Below are 16,184 nucleotides of genomic sequence, written 5' to 3'. Positions count from 1 at the left end.
GAGGTCAGAACAATGTCCGATGTTCTGCGCCCCCTCCGCGTACCGGCGTCCACGCGGATCTGAGCCGGGGCGCGCGCTTCCCGGAGGTCCGCCATGACCAGTCTGGTCATCCGCCCGCTCGTCGCGGGCGAGGAAAACCTGTTCGACTCCATGACCGATCCGCTGCCTCAACTGCGGCAGATCCCGTACGCCGACGGCATCGCCGGCGGTGGCTACCGACCCGAGACCACCTGGGTCGCCCTGCGCGGCGGCCGGGTCGTCGGCCGGGCGGCCTGGCTCCTCCCACCCGGCGCGGTGGGCGCTGCGTGGCTGGAGCGGTTCGACCTGGCCGCCGAGCCGGAGGTGGGGGCCGCGCTGCTGCGCACCGCCCACGAGGCGCTGGGAGGTCCCGGTCGGTACTACGCGGCCCTGCCCGCGCACTGGCGACGTCGCCCCGAGGTGCTGGCCGTGGTCACCGCGCCGATGGAGGCAGCCCGGCTCGCCGGCCTGGTCGAGGTGGGTGAGCGGCTGCGCTGCTCGTGGACGGGTACGCCCCTGCCGACGACCTCCGGCCGCTACACGTTCCGTCCACCCGTCGACGTGGCCGAGATCAACACCCTGGTCGCCCGGGTCGCCGAGCCGGACGTCCTGACCGGCGCGGAGATCGCGCGCGCCGTCAGCGGCGTCGACCTGGCCACCGATCCGCTGGCCTGGTTGGGGGAGTCCACCGACGACTGGCGCGTCGGCGTGGCGGACGGACGGCCGGTGGGCCTGGTCGGCACGGCCGGCGACGCCTGTTATCCACTCCTTGCCTACCTCGGCCTGCTCGACGACGCGGCGCGCGGTGAGCTGCTGGCCGAGGCGGTCCGGGTACTCGCCGCCGGAGGCGCCCGAGAGGTCATCGCCGACGTGGACGCTTACCGCGTCGCGGTGCTCGCCGAGCTGGAACGGACCGGCTTCCGGCAGCTGCGCGCCCGCGTGCTGTTCGCGCCGCCGAACGAGGCGGCCCGTTCGGTCGACGGCGCTCCGCCGGTCGACAGCGCTCCGCCGGTCGACAGCGCTCCGCTGGCGGAGACGGTGTAGTCGCTTCGGGTGCGCCCCGGGTCACCGGGGCGCGCCCCCGCGGCCGTCCCGACGTCACCTCCTGCCAGGATCTGCCCATGCCGCAGTTCATCGCCCTTCTCGTCGGCGCGACGGCGCTCGTCGCGGCGGCGGTCGGCGGGCTATACCTCTGGCCGCTGGGGCGCCGGGAGTTGCGGCTCGCACCGGCGTCACCGCTCGACTTCGACGCCGCCACCGCTGCCGCTCGGAGCATCACGGCGGCGGAGGCCGCGGATGCGCAGGTCCGGCCGGAGTCGCGCAGTCGCCTGCTGAGCCACGGCGCGCGTACCGGCAGGGCCGTCCTGCTGCTGCACGGCTACACCATGGCGCCGGAGCAGCACGACGAGCTGGCCGAGGTGTTCTTCGCCCGGGGCTACAACGTGTGGATACCGCGGGCGCCGCGCCACGGCATGGTCGATCGGCCGGGTCACCACCGGATCGAGACCGGCGAGCTGACGTCGTACGCCGCGCAGGCCCTCACGGTCGCAGCGGGCCTGGGGGACGAGGTGGGCGTCGTGGGCATCTCGGGTGGCGCGGTGCTGGCCACCTGGCTGGCCCAGGTCCGTGGGGACGTCGTGCGACGGCTGCTGGTGCTGTCGCCGTTCTTCGGCCCCGGACAGGCGCCGGCCTTCGCGGTCCGGCCACTCATCACGCTGTACGGGCGGCGCATCCTGCCCGATCGGCTCACCGCGCGCGGCTACTCCCTCGCGGCCGTCACGCGGTACCTGACGATCGTGCGGTCGCTGTCACGCCGTCCCCGACGGACCGGCCTGCTGAGCGCGGCGGTGGCGATCAGTCCGCTCGACACGGTGGTGGACGCCACCGCGGCGGTGCGGGTGCCGCGCCGCATCGCACGGGCCAACGGCATCGACCTGCGGGTGTACGCGCTGCCCGAGTCGCTGGGCGTCCGCCACAACACCCTCGACCTCACCGCGCTCGGCGACGGGGCCGCCGACGTACTCCAGCTCTACGTCGACCTCTACGAGGGCGAGCCGGCACCGACGGCCGACAACGCTGCCGTCGGCGGCTGACCGACGGTGTGCCGCAGAGGCGCCGCTCCGCTACGGCACACCACGTCAGGCAGGTGCTACCGCGGCGCGTTGACGACCGGCGGCGCGTTGACGATCGGCGGCGCGTAGCCGGCCGGCTTGTCGCCGATGGAGAGGCCCGGGCTCACCAGCCAGGACTGGTACTGCGGGGTGAACATGCCGTACGGCAGCCCGAGGTTCGGAGCGCTGGCCTCGTCGATGCGGCGTCGGGCGTCGGCCGGGATCTCGAAGTCGAGCGCGCCGAAGTTGCTGGCGACCTGCTCGGCGCTGCTCGCCCCGATGATCACCGAGCCGACGGCCGGTTGGGTGACCACCCAGTTGATCGCGACCTGCGCCATCGGGCGACCCAGGTCGACGGCGACCTCCTCCAGGGCCTCGATGACCTTCCAGTCGTCGGGGCTGATCCCCCGGCCTCCCGCGTTGGGGGTGGTCAGCCGGCCCGTCCCGCTGAGGCCCTCGCTGCTGCGGCGGTACTTGCCGCTGAGCAGGCCGCCGCCGATCGGGCTGAACGCGGTGATGCCCATGCCCAGGGTCTGGGCCATCGCGGTGAACTCCGCCTCGATGTGCCGCACCACCAGGGAGTACGGGAGCTGGATATTGATCATCGGCGTCAGGGCGTGCGCCTCGGCGTAGCTCTGTGCGCGGGCCGCGTACCAGGCCGGCACGTCGGACAGCCCGGCATACCGGATCTTGCCGGCCCGGACCAGGTCGTCGAGGGTCTGTACGACCTCCTCGGCCGGCGTGATCCGATCCCAGGTGTGCAGCAGGTACAGGTCGATGTAGTCGGTGCCGAGCCGGCGCAGCGACGCCTCGACGGCCCGCATGATGTGCTTGCGACCGTTGCCGCTGGCGTTCGGGTCGCCCGGGTCGACGCTGTAGGTGAACTTGGTGGTGAGGACGAGCCGTTCCCGCACGCCGGCACGGTCGATCAGGCGGCCGAGGATCTTCTCGCTCTCGCCGGCGGTGTAGAAGTCCGCCGTGTCGACGAAGTTCCCGCCCGCCTCCAGATACTGTCGGAAGATCGGCTCTGACTCCTCCTCGGTCTTGCCGTACGCGGCGTGGAAGCCGTCGACGCCGAAGTTCATGGTGCCCAGTGCGAGTCGGCTCACCCGCAGGCCGGAGCTTCCGAGCAGGTGGTACTGGTTCATCGTCGCGTCCTCCTGGTCGCTGTGCGGGGCCCGGAGCGGACCGCGCGTCACCGACCCTGGCTCGCCAAAAATGGACCCGCAAGTCCAAAGCCGGGCTATGGTGGGGCCATGACTCGTGCGTTGACCCGCAAGGGCGAGGCGACCCGGGCACGGATCGTCGCCGGTGCCGCCGCCGAGATCCGTGAGCACGGCGTCGACGAGGTACGCCTGGAGGATGTGATGGCCCACACCGGCACCAGCAAGGGCCAACTCTTCCACTACTTCCCCGACGGCAAGGAGGGGCTGCTGCTCGCGGTGGCCCAGCACGAGGCCGACCAGGTGCTCATCGACCAGGAGCCGATGCTCAGCAACCTGACGTCCTGGCCGGCCTGGCACGCGTGGCGCGACCGGCTCATCGAGCGCTACCTCGCGCAGGGCGTGAAGTGCCCGCTCAACGGCCTGCTCGGTCAGACGGGCCGACGGGCGCCGGGGGCCCAGGCGATCGTGACCGGGCTGATGTGGCGCTGGCAGGACAAGATCACCGACGGCATCCGGCACATGCAGTCGACGGGTGACATCGCCCCCGAGGTGGACGCCGAGCGCGCCGCCGCGGCACTCCTGGCCGGCATCCAGGGCGGCGTCCTGCTGCTGCTCTCCACCGGGAAGGTCGACCACCTGGAGGCCGCCCTGGACCTGACCATCGGCTCGCTGCGGGCAGGCCGCCGAGATGACCGGAACCCGAGAGAGGCACGGCAGTGAACGACGACGACACCCGAGCACCGCTGGTCCTGGTGCACGGCCTGACGTACGACAGGCGACAGTGGGGCCCGCTGCGGCGCGAACTCGCGGCGATCGACCCGGACCGCCAGATCCTCGCCCTCGACCTGCCCGGGCACGGCGACGCGCCCCGGCGGGACTCCTACCGGATGGCCGAGGTCGCCGAGGTCGTGCACAACCAGGTGACCGAGGCGGGTCTCGCCACGCCGGTCGTGGTGGGGCACTCGGTGGGCGCGGTGGTCGCCACGACCTACGCGGCGCGCTATCCGGTGCGCGGTGTGGTGAACCTGGACCAGATCCTGCTGCCCGGCCCGTTCGGCGTCGCCGTACGCCAGGCCGAGCCGACGCTGCGCGGCCCGCAGTGGCGACAGGTGTGGGACCGCATGCTGGCCGGCATGGGCATCGAGTCGTTGCCGGCAGAGGCGCGCGAGATCGTCACCACCGCGACCGACCCCCGCCCGGACCTCCTGCTGGGCTACTGGGGCGAGGTCCTGCACTCCTCCGACGAGGGCATCGCGGCCGAGCGGTCCCGCGATCTGCGGTCCATTGCCGAGCGGGGGATTCCCTACCGCTGGGTCACCTCGTCCGAGCCGCCGGCCCGTTACCTGGCCTGGCTGACGGAAGCCCTGCCGGAGATCGAGGTCACCGTGCTGGCCGGTAGCCACTTCCCGCACCTCGCGGAGCCGGCGACGATCGCCCGACTGCTGGTGAGCTGAGGGCGCGGCGCCGGGGCCGGACCGTACGGTCCGGCGGGCGGGCGTGTTCCTGCTGGTCGGTCGAGCTGGTCGAGGCGGGCGAGGTCGGCGTCGCCGGCTCGGATGACGGCTGCGGCCAGTGCCGTCGTCTCCGGCTGGACGCCGCCCCGCTGCTCAGCGGCAGCGATCTTGACGGCCTGCGCGAGGTGCGCCCGCAGGTGCGTGGCGAGCCGTCGCTGGAACGGCGTCCCGGTGGCCGACCGCAGCGCGGCCAACTCGTCGGCGGTGATCATGCCGGGCATGTCGTGACCCTCGTGCGGGTTGGTCGTCGGCGCTCCGGCCTCGCCCAGCAGGTCGAGGGAGCGGGTCAGGTCGGCCCGGTTGCTGGCCTGCACCTCGACGGCCAGCCGTCGCCACGCCGGGTCGGTGGTGCGGGTCGGCACCAGGTCCAGGACCGGTTGCAGGCGTTGCGTCATCGCCGCCGTCAGTTGCAGCCAGGCGATGTCGGTCGGGCTGAAGGAGCTGTCCGACGGGGTGGCCGTCGTCGGCGCGGGAGTGGTGGGCGCGGCGGCGTCCGGGGTGCTCGACGGCCCGCCGGCGCAGCCGGCGACGAGCATCGCCGTCACGAGCAGCGTGACGTGTGCGCGCATGCCTCCTCCTTCCGGAACCGCGTGCGAGAAGCGGGGGCGGCCCGGCAGCACCGGACCGCCCCTCCCGGGTGCGACGACTCAGACCGGTCGACCGTCGTGGCCGCACTTGATGACCGGACGGATGCAGTCCTGGACCCGGCGGGCCATCTCCGCCGTCGGCCAGGCGTTGAAGAAGTCGCCGTGCATGGTGTAGCCCGGCCCGGACGCGAGCCGGAAGTGCGACGGGTCGCCGCTGACCGGGTATCGCAGCACCTGCCGCAACTTCGGCACGTGCACCGGGTGGGTGCTCGGGCAGGCCTGGTTCACCGGGTACGCCAGGTGGCTCTTGTGGTCCGCGGAGTCCAGGTCGCGGCCGTTCCAGCACTGCGGGAAGTCCAGATACGACTCCAGCATGGTGCCGGCCGGGCAGTTGACGAAGTCCTTCGACGGTGGCACCTGACCGGCGTGCAGGCAGGACCAGCGGGCGATGCTGTCGTTCGGCCCGGTGGCCTTCGCGTTGCCGGCGACGAGTCGCAGGCCCTGCGGGAACGGTTGGGTGTTGGCGACGACGTCGGAGCGCACACCCTCACCGAGGTAGTAGAAGGTGGCGATGGCCGGTTCCACCGCGACGTTGTCGCGGTACAGGGTCGGCACCCAGTACGACGAGACGTCCACCGCCGGGTTGCAGGTGGTGGTCGACTTCACCAGGTCGGGCAGGGTGGTGGTGGCGTTGGTCGCCTTGCTGCCGAAGAAGCTGTGCATGTGTGAGGCCCCGGGCAGCCCGGGAAAGACGATCGGGTCGTCGGGCAGCCGGTGACTGTACGTGCAGTCGGCGGGGAACTCGGCGACCCGGATGACGTTGGCGACCGGGGCGGCGTCGGCCCGGTCGGTGGTCCAGGCCAGGTACGTGCCGAGGAGCGTCAGCAGGGCGCCGATCGCCACGGTGAGGCGTAGCCGGCGGTGGGAGAGGGGTGCGGCCCTGTCCATCGTGTGACTCCTGTTCGGGGGACGGGTCAGGGGGCAACTCCGGTGCCGCCGCCGAAGACAGCGGAGTAATTCCCTGGCCAGACTGGTGGCGGCCCGGTGGGGCCGGCGCGAGAGAGCGCTCTCTGCGGTCCAAGCCTCACCCTGATGTCGAAAGTTGTCAATACGTGCCGCAGTTGGTGGAAAAATGACGACGACAGCACAAGGGCCGGGCCCCGTGGTGGGGGCCCGGCCGGCTGCGGCACCGGGCCCGGAGCCGCGATGGGCTATCTTCCTAGGATGCTTTAGAGGGTGTGCCCGCCACCACAGAGCCGTTAGCCGAACAGACCCGGGTGGGGCGGCCCGACGCGTCGTCGAACCGCCCCACCCCTTGACGGAGCCGATCAGAAGCCGAGTACGCCCCGCCCGCCAACCACGGGCAGCCGCAGCTCGCTGTCGTTCGGGGCGACCCGCAACTCGGTGCCCCCCAACGGCAGCAGCGTGTACTCCTGGTCGCTGGAGAAGACGACCACGCCGATCCGGTGACCCGCCGGGAACACGTAGTCCTTCGGCTCCATGGTCCACCGGTAGTCGTACAGCTTGCCCTGCTTGACCGGCGCGGTGCGCGCGGCGCTGACGCGGTTCTGCGGGTCCATCCAGCCGCGCGTCACCACTGTCGGCGCGGCGGTCGACCCGGCCGGGCCGTAGTCGACCAGGTACGCGGTGAGGTTGGCGTCCGGCTTGTTGTCGATCGCCATCCGCAACCGCATCTCCGGTCGGCCCGAGATGCGGACGCTCTGCGCGAGCGCGGGGGAGCGGTAGGCGAGCCGGTTGGCGCTGGCCGTGTCCGGGTCGGCCACCAGGGTGTCCGGGTGGATCGTCCGTCCCTCGTCGACGAAACTCTGCTCGACACGTGCCTTCGGCGGCTTGCCCGTGGTGAGCGTGCCGGGCGCGGTGGCGTCGGTGGCGGCGAACCGCAGCCCGACCTCGCGCGCGGCCGGGTCGGGCCAGTTGGCGTACGTGGTGTAGACGCGGTCCTCGCGCTGGAGCACCGCGGTCGGCTCGTCCATGATGCCGTTGCGCACGTTCCACAGCCAGAAGTCGAACCAGCGGTTCTCCGTCTGCTTGTACGTCCAGGTGCGGCCGTCCGGCAGGGTCACCGAGGCGCTGCTGCCCGGCCCGCCGTGCCCACCCTGGTGCAGCCAGATCTTGCGCGGCACGTGGCGCTTGGCCAACTCGTCCCACCAACCGGCGAAGTGCTCGGTCTTGACGTTCCAGTCGTTGAGGCCGTGCACGACGAAGACGCTGGCCTGGACGTCACGGGCGTCGAGGTAGTCGCGGTCCTGCCAGAACGTGGAGTAGTCGCCGGTGATCCGGTCCTGTTCCCTGGTGATCTGCGCGAGCTCGTCGGCGCAGGGCCCCTCGGCGCGCGCCTGCCCGGCCGTGTACTGGGCCAGGATGTCGAGGTCCTCGCCCTGGAAGGTGCCGGGCGCGACCACCAGGCCGTTGGCCCGGTAGTAGTCGTACCAACTGCTGATCGCCGAGACCGGCACGATGGTCTTCAGGCCCTTGACCCCGGTGGTGGCCACCTGGTTGGGCAGCGTCCCGTTGTAGGAGACGCCGGTCATGCCCACCGCGCCGGTGGTCCAGCCGGCGGTCACCGGGGCGCCGTTGGCGTCGTACCCCCTGGCCCGGCCGTTGAGCCAGTCGATGACGGCCTTGGTGCCGAGCGTCTCGGCCTGGTCGCCGCTTGTCGGGCAGCCGTCCGAGTCGCCGGTGCCGACGCTCTGACCGAGCACCACCGCGTACCCCCGCGGCACGTAGTAGTCGTCCAGCGAGCCGGGCAGGTTGGCCTTGGCCTGGGCGCGCTGGGCGTCGGCGTCGAGCGCCCGCCGCCCGGAGTGGTCGGTCCGGCCGTTCTGCGGCAGCTCGTCGACGAGCACGCTCGGGTACGGCACGTCGCCCCAGGTGCCCTTGCGGTACGGGCTGTGCTCGAAGATGACGGGCACCTTGAAGCCCTCGGTGGCGGTCTCCCGGGGTCGGGAGATGTCGATGGCGACCTGGTCGGGGCGGCCGTCGTGGTCGGTGTCCACCGGGGTCTGGACGTACACCCGCTCCTCGATGGCGTCGGCGAGCGAGAACACCGGTTGGGTCATGCCGTCGGCCACCACGATGCCGGTGGGCGCGGGTGCGGTGGGCTGGGCGGCTGCCGGTGTCGGTGTCGCGCTCAGGACCAGTGCGCCGGACACGCCGACGCTGAGAAGTGCCAGATGGCGGGGTCGACGCATGCGCGTCTCCCTTCGGTCGGGCCGGTTGCCGGGTCTCGGCAGGGCCAATCGCGAAGATCCATTCGTCGCCATGCTAGGTGCGGGTGGACGTCGGCGTCGATCCCTTCGGGTGGCCGGCATCGGCCGTTTTCCGGCCCGGGACAGGGGCCGTAATCGAATCGACACCGAACTGGGTAGGCCGTCGACACATGGCGGAAAACGTTGTCACGGCGGACGAAAAAACCCTCGCCGCGACCTGCCGAAGATCCGCTATACGGACCTATGATCTTGCAAATGTCGCCCAAGAGGCGCCATTTGTCCACATGAGACAGGAGCGACATGCTCAGGAAGACACGCTGGCTGCTGGCCGTCGCCATGACGGCCACGGCGCTGACCGCCGTGCCCGGCGGCACCGCCACAGCCGGCCCCGGCGGTATCGCCGGCACCGACACACCCCGCACCTCCACGGACGGCAGGACCCACACCGTCACCCTGCTGACCGGCGACGTGGTGACCGTGCGGAGCACCGGCACCGGATGCCCGCAGGCCACGATCCGACCGGCCGACGCCAACGCCGTGATCCGGCAGACCTGCGGCCCGGACGGTCACCTGCACGTCCTCCCCGCCCGCGTCGCGTCCCAGATCGGCCCGGTCCTCGACCCCGACCTCTTCGACGTCACCGCGCTGATCGCCGACGGGTACGACGACGAGAACACCACCGAGCTGCCCGTCATCGTGCAGCCCGCCACCGCCTCCGCCCGGGTTGCCGCGCTCGGCGACGTGCGGACGCTGTCCAGCATCGGCGCGGTGGCCGGACACGTACCCAAGAAGAGCCCGGCCACCGCGAAGCTGGCGACCAACTCGCTGCTCGCCGGGGCGAAGAAGGTCTGGCTCGACCGCAAGGTCCGGGCCACCGCCCTGCCCGCCGGCGCGAAGCCCGCCGGCCTGGACCGTAACCTGGCCCAGATCGACGCGCCCGACGCCTGGAAGGCCGGCTACACCGGTGAGGGCGCCCGCGTCGCGGTGCTCGACACCGGCGCCGACTACAGCCACCCGGACCTGGCTGGTCGGGTCGCCGAGCGGGCCGACTTCACCACCGAGGGCGGGGACGCCGTCGACCACAACGGCCACGGTACGCACGTCGCGTCGACCATCGCCGGCACCGGCGCGGCCTCCCACGGCCAGCGTCGTGGCGTCGCGCCCGACGCCAAGCTGGTGATCGGCAAGGTCCTCGACGACCACGGTTCCGGTGCCGACTCCGGCATTATCGCCGGCATGGAGTGGGCGTCCACCCGGGCCGACGTGATCAACATGAGCCTCGGCGGCGGCGAGGCCGACGACGGCAGCGACCCGCTCTCGCTCGCCGTCGACGCCCTGAGCCGGCAGACCGGCACGCTGTTCGTCATCGCGGCCGGCAACAGCGGCGCGCAGATCTCCTCGCCCGGCTCGGCGGCCAGCGCCCTCACCGTCGGCGCGGTCGACCGTGACGACAAGCTCGCCGACTTCTCCAGCCGAGGACCGCTGATCAACAACCACGCGGCCAAGCCGGAACTCGTCGCGCCCGGCGTCGACATCGTCGCGGCCCGCGCCGCCGGCACCAACCTCCAGGACCCGATCGACAGGTACTACGAGTCGCTCAGCGGCACCTCGATGGCGACGCCGCACGTCGCCGGCGCCGCCGCGCTGCTCGCCCAGCGGCACCCCGACTGGACGGGCACACAGCTCAAGGCCGCCCTCGTCGGCGCGTCCGACCCGCTGACCGGCATCGACCCGTACGCCATCGGAGCCGGCCGCCTCAACGCGGCCCGTGCCCTCGGCGGCCCCACCAGCGACCAGCCGGTGGTCAACCTCGGCACGTTCACGTACCCGCAGTCCGGGACCAGCGAGACGAAGCTGAGCTGGACCGGCGCGTCCACCCCGGCCACGACGGTTCTCGACCTCGACGTGGCGATCGTCAACCACGACGGCCAGCCCGTGCCGCGCGGCGCGGCGTCGCTGTCGACGAACCGGGTGACCCTCAAGCGGGGCGCGACGGCGGCGGCGACGCTGCGGATCAACCGTGCGGCGCTGGCCAACCGGCCGGGCCTCTACCTGGCCACCGTCACCGCCCGCACCGGCCGCAACGTGGTCGCCACCACCCCGGTGAGCTTCTACGTCGAGCAGCCCAGCTACGACCTGACGGTCCACACCAAGCCGATGCCCGGCCTACGGGACGGGGCGGAGACCTGGGTGAACCTCATGGTCGCCAACCTCACCGATCCGCTGCTGTTCTACGGCGGGGACAGCGGCACGCCCGGCGAGACCTTCACGCTGCGGGTGCCGGCCGGTCGATACTCGGTGCTGGGGGCTTCGGTCGCCTACTACGTGGACAGCGACGTAGAGGAGATGGCCCTCACCGCGGCCGGTGACCTGGACGTGCGCGGCGCCCGGACCGTGACCCTCGACCCCGCGCAGGCGAAGCCGGTCACGGCAACCGTCGACGGGGTGGCCACCAAGACCACCCGGACCGACGTCACCACCTTCCAGACCGCGGTGAACGGCCTGCCCTGGTGGCACCAGATCAGCGGGTTCGGGGTGGCGGCGGCGGTCCGCAGCGTGGCGATCCCGAAGCCCACCATCGGTTCGCGCCGCACCTGGGCAGCCGTCAACATGGACGCGCCGGCCGGCACCGCGAAGCCGTACCGGTACAACATCGTGCACGAGTACGCCGCCGGTGTGCCGGCCGACCCGTCGTTCCGGGTGACCAGGGCCGAGCAGGCCCGGCTGGCCCGCCTCGACGAGCGGTTCCACCAGACCGACTCGCCGGAGATGTACACCGGGCTGGTCCGCGTCGGCGACACTGCCGACGGGGTGCCGGTGACCCAGACGTACGAGGGTCCCATGCCACCGAACCGGACGTCCTACCTCTCGCCGGAGATCGTCTGGGCCGACCAGGGCGCCTACGGCGGACTGCCGGCCCTGGAGGCGCCGCGCCAGTACCTGCCGGGCAGCCGGCAGTCCAAGGTGTGGGCGCGGCAGCCGCTGCACTCCGACTGGTACGACGACCCGGCCGGTGAGGGCTGGAGCTGCGCCAGCCCGCCGTCGCGGACCCGGGGCAACCTGCACGTCGACATGGTGTCGCTGACCGATCAGCACCAGCGCGCCGACTGCATCCAGGGCGAGGCCATCGGGCTGAAGCGCACGCTGTCGCTGTACCGCAACGGCAAGCTGGTCGAGGAACGCGATCGGCCGGTCGCCGACTTCACGGTGCCGCAGTCGGCGGCCGACTACCGGGTGACCCTGGACGTCGACACCAGCCTCATCCTGCCGATCTCCACGAAGGTCACCACGTCGTGGTCGTTCCGTTCCGCCGGACCGGAGGGGACCGGGAGGGTGCCGTTGCCGCTGCTCGCGGTCGACTACGCGCTGCCCATGGACCACGACAACCACACCGTCGGCGGAACCGCCGAGCTGGCCGTCCGGCAGGCGCACGGCGTCAAGGCGCAGAAGGTGACGTCGATGCAGGTCTGGACCTCGACCGACGACGGCGTCACCTGGAAGCCGTCCCGGGTCACCGGCAGCGGTGACAGTTACCGGTTCGACCTGCCGAAGGCCGCCTCCGGGCAGGCTGTCTCGCTGCGGGTGAAGGCCGCCGCGAACGGTGGGAGCGGCATCGAGCAGACAGTCATCCGGGCGTACCACGCCGGCTGACCGTCATCGCGGGGGCGCGGCCCGACTCCGGTCGGACCGCGCCCCCGCTGCACGTCACTGACCTTCCCAGACCACCTTCGCGCCCGAGTCGCCGGTGCGGACCACGTAGTACACGGCGACGGCGGCGGCCACCACCGTCAGCACCTGCAACGCCACGGTCACCGCCCGACTGGCGGGTACGCCCTCGGTGGCGCGCGGCGGGACGAAGCGGACCAGGGCCAGCGCCACGACACCCAGCGCGATCGCCGCGTACAGGGTCATGTCGCCGAAGTCCTGGTGCGCCTCCAGCTTGGGGACGAACTCCGGCGTGACCCGGTTCGCCGAGCGCAACCGCTCGAAGAAGGCGTCCCCGGTGAGCTTCGCCAGCAGCGCGCAGATCGGCGCGCCCACCGCGAGCAGACCCAGCACCCAGCGCGTGTGCGGGCGGATCGGCGCGACGAGCGCGTACGCGATCGCCAGCAGCGCCAGCAGCGGCACGAACACGACCGCGGCGTGCAGCACGAGCGGATGGGCGGGGATGCCCTGGAACTCTTCGAACATTCGGCGACTCCTCCGGCCATGGCGGATCTCGGTGATCCAGGCATGGAGGCTATCGGTAGCGGAGTCGCCGCTCAGCTTCGCGACCGTGGCAGGCAGTCTTTCTTGTACTTCAGGCCCGATCCGCACCAGCACGCGTCGTTGCGCTCCGGCGGCCAGGGCACCCGGGCGGCGGGCCGCGCCGACACCTCGGCCGCGTAGCCGGCCCGGATCGCGGCGTCGGTCGGGTCGCCGTCGCGCCCACGGGCGAACACGTCCAGGCCGGCCACGGTCGCCCGGAACACGCCCAGACCGGTTCGGCCGGCGCCGGTCAGCCGTACCAGCTCCTTCTCCAGCCGCGCCCGGTGCGCGTCCCAGTCCGGCCCGTACAACTCGATCAGCTCGGGATGCGCGGCGAGCAGACGGTCGAACTCGTCCCGGGGCCAGAGCAGCAGATCCGACGTGCCGCCCTGGCGTTCCGAGGCCTGGCGGACGAGTTGGTTCTCCAGCCGGTCGGCCAGGTCGTCCTGCCGGTCGTGCGGCAGGTTGAGGTTCCGTCGTATCCGGTGGCGCTGTTGCAGCAGGAAGAACAGCACGCCGGGCGCGTCCGGCGGACCGACCTCCGGATCGGCGGTGGTGTCGCGCTCGCCGAGCAGCGTGTCGACGGCCTCGCTGAGCCACGTCTCGGCGGTCGCCGACCGACCGGCGGCGTCCAGCGCCGCGCTCAGGTACGCGGGCACGTCGGGCTGCGTGAGCAGCAGCGGACGCAGCGCGGTCAGCTCCGCCACCGCCTCGTCGTCACGGCCGCCGGCCTGGAACATGACCCGGGCCCGCAGCGCGCGGGCAACACCCGCGCGGGGATCGTCCGCCGAGGGGTACGCCGCCAGCGCCTGGTCCGCGTACCGCAGGGCGGCCTCGGTCCTGGCCCTGATCCGGGCGATCTCGGCGGCCAGGGTCAGCGCGTCACCGGCGTCGTCCGGGTCTTCCAACCGGCCCTGCTCGACCGCCTCGGCGAGATCGGCCGCGACACCGAGCGGGTCGGCCGTCCCGAGGGCCGTGCGGCGTAGTTCGGCGAGGTCAGCCTTGGTGAGTACGTCTCTCGTCGGCACGATCTCACGGTACGTCGGAGGGCTCCCGTCCGGCCCAATTATGGTCATCTGCCGTCAACCCGCCCTCGATAGCGTCCGGTCGCCAGTTTCTCGATCAGAGCACACAAAGGCGGAGTTATGGGCACGGTGGATCGGCGTACGTTTCTCAAGGCGATGGGAGTTCCCGCGATCGGCGCGGCGCTCCCGCTGGACCTCAGCAAGGCGCTCGCCATCCCGGCGAACAACCGGACCGGCTCGATCAACGACGTCGAGCACGTGATCATCCTGATGCAGGAGAACCGCTCCTTCGACCACTACTTCGGCACGATGCGCGGCGTACGCGGTTTCGGTGACCCCCATCCGGCGACACTGCCGTCGGGTAGGGACGTGTGGCACCAGCCCGACGGCGCCGACGAGCTGCTGCCGTTCCGTCCCGAGGTGAAGGACCTTGGCCAGACCTTCCTGCCGGACCCTCCGCACGGCTGGAACGACGGGCACGCCGCCTGGAACGACGGCCGCTTCGACGGGTGGGTGCCGAACAAGGGCGTCACGTCGATGACGTACCACACCCGGCAGGACCTGCCCTACCACTACGCGCTGGCCGACGCGTTCACCGTCTGCGACAGCTACCACTGCTCGCTGATGGGGCCGACCGACCCGAACCGCTACCACATGTGGAGCGGCTGGGTCGGCAACGACGGCAAGGGCGGCGGCCCGGTCATCACCAACGCCGAGGCCGGCTACGACTGGTCGACGTACCCGGAGCGGCTGGAGCGCAACGGCATCTCCTGGAAGATCTACCAGGACGTCGGCACCGGCCTGAACGCCGCCGGCTCCTGGGGTTGGACGAACGACCCGTACATCGGCAACTACGGCGACAACTCGCTGCTCTACTTCGACCAGTACCAGAACGCGCAGCCCGGCTCCCCGCTGGCGGACCGGGCCAAGACCGGCACCGAGATCCGCACCCAGGGCCGCGACCCGAAGGCGCTGCTGGCCGACTTCCGGGCCGACGTCGAGGCGGGACGCCTGCCGCAGGTCTCCTGGATCACCGCGCCGGAGGCGTACACCGAGCACCCGAACTGGGAGCCGGCCTACGGCTCCTGGTACATCTCGCAGGTCATCGACATCCTCGCCGCGAACCCCGAGGTGTGGAGCAAGATGGCGCTGTTCATCACGTACGACGAGGAGGGCGGCTTCTTCGACCACGTGGTCCCGCCGACGCCGCCACAGACGCGCGAGCACGGGCAGTCGACCGTGCCGACCACCAACGAGATCTTCCCCGGCGACGCGGACCACCCGGCCGGCCCGTACGGCCTCGGCATCCGCGTACCAATGATCATCGTCTCGCCGTGGACCCGCGGCGGCTACGTCAACTCGCAGGTCTTCGACCACACCTCGCTGATCAAGTTCCTGGAGACGCGGTTCGGGCACGGCCGGCCGGACCTGGTCGAGAAGAACATCACCCCCTGGCGGCGCGCCGTCGTCGGTGACCTGACCACGGCCTTCGACTTCCGGCACCCGAACCGGTCGCACGACGTCAAGCTGCCGGACACCGACGACTTCAAGCCCGCCGACCTGGTCCGGCACCCCGACGAGGTGCCCGTGCCGCCGGTCGATCAACGGCTGCCGAAGCAGGAGCGCGGCGTACGCCCGGCGCGGGCGATCCCGTACGCCCTGCACGCCGACGGACGGCGGGGCGACGGGGAGTTCCGGATGGAGTTCCGCAACACCGGCGGGGCCACCGCGGTCCTCCAGGTCCGCGAGGGCGGCAGCACGGCCGCGCCGCGCAGCTACACCGTCGAGCCGGGCAAGCGCCTGGCCGACACCTGGAAAACCTCCTCCGGGTACGACCTGTCGGTGCACGGGCCCAACGGCTTCTTCCGGCGGTTCGCCGGCGGCCGGTCGGATCTCGACATCACGCCCTCCCTCGACGAGCGGGGCGACAAGATGGGGCTCGCGCTGACCAACCGTGGGCCGAAGCGCGTCGAGGTGACCGTCCGGGACGGGTACCACTCCCGGCCCGTCACGCTGTCGCTGCGCCCCGGTCGCACCGAGCGCGCCACCTGGCCGCTGGCCCGCACCCACGGCTGGTACGACCTGACGGTCGCCGTCGCGGGTGACGCCGACTTCGCGTACCGCTGCGCCGGCCACGTCGAGAACGGCAAGGACAGCATCAGCGACCCGACCCTCGGCGGCCTGGCCTGAACCCCCGACCCCCGACCCTGACCCCGCCGATCTTGCACTTTCGGTTGTCGATTTGGGCTGTGACGCCTCAGATGTCGCCACCGAAAGTGCAAGAT

12 protein-coding genes are annotated in these 16,184 nt (G+C 71.9%); 6 read left to right on the top strand and 6 right to left on the bottom strand.

Going from position 1 to position 16,184, the window contains the following annotated elements; all coding sequences use genetic code 11:
* Window positions 1–93 precede the first annotated feature (93 nt).
* The gene (locus ABZU91_RS15780) at window positions 94–1,062 is read left to right on the top strand and encodes an acetyltransferase (RefSeq protein ID WP_355240007.1); all 969 of its coding nucleotides are present in this window, start codon (window positions 94–96) and stop codon (window positions 1,060–1,062) included.
* Window positions 1,063–1,139: 77 nt separating this feature from the next.
* Complete coding sequence (locus tag ABZU91_RS15775; RefSeq protein WP_355240004.1) at window positions 1,140–2,111, top strand: alpha/beta hydrolase; 972 nt, start codon at window positions 1,140–1,142, stop codon at window positions 2,109–2,111.
* Window positions 2,112–2,167: 56 nt separating this feature from the next.
* On the opposite strand, the gene ABZU91_RS15770 is transcribed toward ABZU91_RS15775, so the two are convergent.
* Window positions 2,168–3,277: an aldo/keto reductase gene (locus ABZU91_RS15770; RefSeq protein ID WP_355240001.1), complete on the bottom strand. Its 1,110-nt coding sequence runs from the start codon at window positions 3,275–3,277 to the stop codon at window positions 2,168–2,170.
* Window positions 3,278–3,385: 108 nt separating this feature from the next.
* Here ABZU91_RS15770 and ABZU91_RS15765 point away from each other — a divergent pair, with 108 nt between their 5' ends.
* Together ABZU91_RS15765 and ABZU91_RS15760 are read left to right on the top strand one after the other, a co-directional pair.
* A complete protein-coding gene (locus tag ABZU91_RS15765) occupies window positions 3,386–4,015 on the top strand; it encodes a TetR/AcrR family transcriptional regulator (RefSeq protein WP_355239998.1) in 630 nt (209 codons plus the stop codon).
* Window positions 4,012–4,749: an alpha/beta fold hydrolase gene (locus ABZU91_RS15760; protein WP_355239995.1), complete on the top strand. Its 738-nt coding sequence runs from the start codon at window positions 4,012–4,014 to the stop codon at window positions 4,747–4,749. Before ABZU91_RS15765 ends, ABZU91_RS15760 begins: the two co-directional genes overlap by 4 nt.
* Here the strand turns inward: ABZU91_RS15760 and ABZU91_RS15755 are convergent.
* From ABZU91_RS15755 to ABZU91_RS15745, 3 genes are all read right to left on the bottom strand, one after another.
* On the bottom strand, window positions 4,635–5,378 hold the full coding sequence (locus tag ABZU91_RS15755; RefSeq protein ID WP_355239993.1) for a DUF305 domain-containing protein: 744 nt from the start codon (window positions 5,376–5,378) through the stop codon (window positions 4,635–4,637). The two genes, ABZU91_RS15760 and ABZU91_RS15755, sit on opposite strands and share 115 nt — an antisense overlap.
* Before the next feature lie 78 nt (window positions 5,379–5,456).
* Window positions 5,457–6,344, bottom strand: coding sequence for a DUF1996 domain-containing protein (locus tag ABZU91_RS15750; protein WP_355239990.1), 888 nt, complete (start codon window positions 6,342–6,344; stop codon window positions 5,457–5,459).
* Between the two features lie 380 nt (window positions 6,345–6,724).
* Complete coding sequence (locus ABZU91_RS15745) at window positions 6,725–8,608, bottom strand: Xaa-Pro dipeptidyl-peptidase (RefSeq protein WP_355239988.1); 1,884 nt, start codon at window positions 8,606–8,608, stop codon at window positions 6,725–6,727.
* A gap of 318 nt (window positions 8,609–8,926) precedes the next feature.
* On the opposite strand from ABZU91_RS15745, the gene ABZU91_RS15740 reads away from it, so the two are divergent.
* Window positions 8,927–12,277, top strand: coding sequence for a S8 family serine peptidase (locus tag ABZU91_RS15740; protein WP_355239985.1), 3,351 nt, complete (start codon window positions 8,927–8,929; stop codon window positions 12,275–12,277).
* Window positions 12,278–12,331: 54 nt separating this feature from the next.
* On the opposite strand, the gene ABZU91_RS15735 is transcribed toward ABZU91_RS15740, so the two are convergent.
* Window positions 12,332–12,817 carry a DUF2231 domain-containing protein gene (locus ABZU91_RS15735; protein WP_355239983.1) on the bottom strand — a complete coding sequence of 162 codons (486 nt, stop codon included), beginning with the start codon at window positions 12,815–12,817 and terminating at the stop codon, window positions 12,332–12,334.
* 71 nt (window positions 12,818–12,888) lie between these two features.
* Window positions 12,889–13,902 (bottom strand): SEC-C metal-binding domain-containing protein, encoded by a 1,014-nt coding sequence (locus ABZU91_RS15730; protein WP_355239980.1) that lies wholly within the window; start codon window positions 13,900–13,902, stop codon window positions 12,889–12,891.
* Between the two features lie 117 nt (window positions 13,903–14,019).
* On the opposite strand from ABZU91_RS15730, the gene ABZU91_RS15725 reads away from it, so the two are divergent.
* Window positions 14,020–16,089 carry a phosphocholine-specific phospholipase C gene (locus tag ABZU91_RS15725; protein WP_355239977.1) on the top strand — a complete coding sequence of 690 codons (2,070 nt, stop codon included), beginning with the start codon at window positions 14,020–14,022 and terminating at the stop codon, window positions 16,087–16,089.
* The last annotated feature ends 95 nt before the right edge of the window (window positions 16,090–16,184 follow it).

This window comes from Micromonospora sp. NPDC005174, assembly GCF_040608495.1.
Taxonomy (GTDB): domain Bacteria; phylum Actinomycetota; class Actinomycetes; order Mycobacteriales; family Micromonosporaceae; genus Micromonospora.
Note: the sequence above shows the minus strand (reverse complement) of the source record. Positions and strands in the feature narration are given on the sequence as shown.